The organism is Mycolicibacterium iranicum (assembly GCF_002101705.1).
In the GTDB taxonomy this organism is placed as follows: Bacteria; Actinomycetota; Actinomycetes; order Mycobacteriales; family Mycobacteriaceae; genus Mycobacterium; species Mycobacterium iranicum.
In genome coordinates this window covers 1-2,297 of record NZ_LQPC01000024.1, presented here as the reverse complement: position 1 = coordinate 2,297, position 2,297 = coordinate 1, and the positions used below count along the sequence as shown (strand labels likewise).

2 protein-coding genes and 1 other annotated feature are annotated in these 2,297 nt (G+C 64.2%); both genes read right to left on the bottom strand.

All coding sequences use genetic code 11. The features are described 5' to 3' along the window. Positions 1-4 precede the first annotated feature (4 nt). Entirely contained in the window at positions 5-751 is a 747-nt protein-coding gene (locus AWC12_RS07485; RefSeq protein WP_165762783.1) for a DDE-type integrase/transposase/recombinase, read from the bottom strand. A gap of 152 nt (positions 752-903) precedes the next feature. Then, positions 904-2,165, bottom strand: a protein-coding gene (locus AWC12_RS07480; RefSeq protein ID WP_110808592.1) for an IS3 family transposase whose coding sequence is annotated in 2 segments (ribosomal slippage) — positions 904-1,862 and positions 1,862-2,165 — 1,263 coding nt in all. Because the reading frame shifts where the segments join, the coding sequence is not laid out codon by codon here. Then, positions 1,735-1,866, bottom strand: a sequence feature (AL1L pseudoknot). (Overlaps the previous gene by 132 nt.) Positions 2,166-2,297: the final 132 nt, after the last annotated feature.

Sequence of the window (2,297 nt, the reverse complement as noted above, 5' to 3'; positions counted from 1 at the left end):
GGAATTACGTGACGGCGGGTGAGGAATTACGTGACGGACAACCCCTCATACCTGGGGAATTACGTGACTGCTGACAGTGTAGCTCGGCTTCGTAGCCGTTGCGTCCGCCTTTTCCGCCGGCGAAGCGGGTGGTGAAGACCATGCCGTTGTCGGTGAGTGTGGAGTATGGGATTCCGTGTTGGGCAATGGCTTTGGTGAATTCGGTGACGACGGTGGTGGCGGTGACGCGGCGGTGGGCAGTCACCGAGATTGCGTAGCGGGTGCAGTCGTCGAGCCAGGACAGGATTTCGGTGTCGGTGCCGCCGGTGAGGCGCCAGTGGGTGAAGTCTGCTTGCCAGCGTTCGTTGGGTTGTGCTGCCGCGAAGCGGATGTAGGACGATTTCGGTCGTTTTGCCGGTGCGGGTTCGACGAGGCCGGCGGCGTGGAGGTGTCGGCTGATTGAGGCGGGTGAGACCTGGAGGTGGTGGTGATGTTGGAGGTGCCAGGCGATGGTGTGAGGTCCAGCGTCGAGGCCTTTGCCGGTCAGAGTGTGCCGCAGTTCGATGATGAGGTCGATGGTGTGCTGAGGTAGCCGGCGGGGGCTGGTGTGGGGGCGTTTGGATCGTGGTTCGAAGGCGGCGTCGCCGTCGAGGGTGTAGCGCTTGATCAGCCGTGAGATCCAGCTCTGGGAGACGCCGTAGTCGCGGGCGACCTGCGATTGTGAGCGGCCCTCGACGAGCACTGCGGTGATAACCAGGCGAGCCTTCGACACCAGCTGAAACTGGCTGATCCACCTATTCCGATGTCTTGAGACACCCTATTCCGATGTCCTGAAACACCACACTGTCCCCGCTACCATTGTGATGTCGCAAGACATCGGAATAGCCGCGGACTGAATCGCCCTGGTTCTGTCGGAGGCTCGGGCTATTGGATTTCGACCAGGGGTTGGTCGCTCCGTTGGGCATCGTAGAACGCAGCTTCGAACTCGGCCGGCGGGAGGTCACCGAGGTAGCCGTGTAGGCGGCTGGTGTTGTGCCAGTGCACCCAGCCCAGGGTCGCCAACTCGACGTCCTCGACGGTCTTCCAGGGCCCGCTGCGGGCCGGGCCGTAGATCAGCTCGGCCTTGTAGTAGCCGTTGACGGTCTCGGCCAGGGCATTGTCGAAACTGTCCCCGATGCTGCCGATCGAGGGCACCGCGCCGATCTCGGCGAGCCGTTCACCGTAGCGGATCGAGGTGAACTGCGACCCGGCATCGGAGTGACATGTCAAGCCCAGCAACAGGATTCCGCGCGACCAGCGGGCCATCTCGATCGCATCGAGCACCATCGTGGTGCGCATGTGCGAGGCCACCCGCCACCCGACGATCATCCGCGAGTACGCGTCGATGAGGAAGCACACGTAAGCCACCCCGGTCCAGGTCGGCACGTAGGTCAGGTCGGTCACCCATAATCGGTTCGGTCTGTCGGCGACGAACTGGCGCTTGACCAGGTCGGGGTGACGATTGGCGGTCGGGTCGGCCCGGGTGGTCTTGACCCATTTGCCGCGACGGGCGCCCTTGATGCCAGCCGCCCGCATCAACCGGGCTACCTGGTCACGGCCCACGTCATACCCGGCCCGACGCGCCGCTTTCCACAGCTTGCGGGCCCCATACACCTTGTAGTTGTCCTGCCAGAGGCCCACCAGCACCGGGGTGAGAACGGCGTCGCGTTGGGTCCGCGCCGACGGCGGCCGGGTCTTGGTGTCGTAGTAGGTGCTCGGGGCCATCGACACCCCTGCGCTGCGCAGGACGGTGCAGATGGGCTCGACCCCGAATTCGTCGCGGTTGACGTCGATGAACGCGACTATTTCTTGTGTTGGCGGTCGAGCTCCGCCCCGAAGAAACTGGCCGCTCGTTTCAGAATTTCGTTGGCACGCTTGAGTTCTCGAATCTCTTGCTCGAGCTCGCGGACCTTGCGTGACTCGACCGTCGACACTCCCGGGGCCAGGCCCTCATCGATGTCGGCCTGGCGCACCCAGGACCGCACCGACTCCACCCCGTAGCCCAGCTGGCGGGCCACCCGCGACACTGTGCCCGCCTCGGTACCCAACTCCGCCCTCAGTGTGCGGACCATCCGCACCGCGGCGGCCTTCTCCTCTGGGCTGTAGCGGCGTGTGGTCGGCTTCCCCGGCGACTGCTCCTTCGGCATGACTCCATCCTCGTTTCCAAGGTCAGGAGCCTCCGGCATTTCCAGGGCGATTCATGGCGACAGCCGGACCTACGTTTGTAGGTTCGGCTGTTGTCGTTTCGGGGGTTGTCGGGTGGGTCCTTTGGGTGCTCC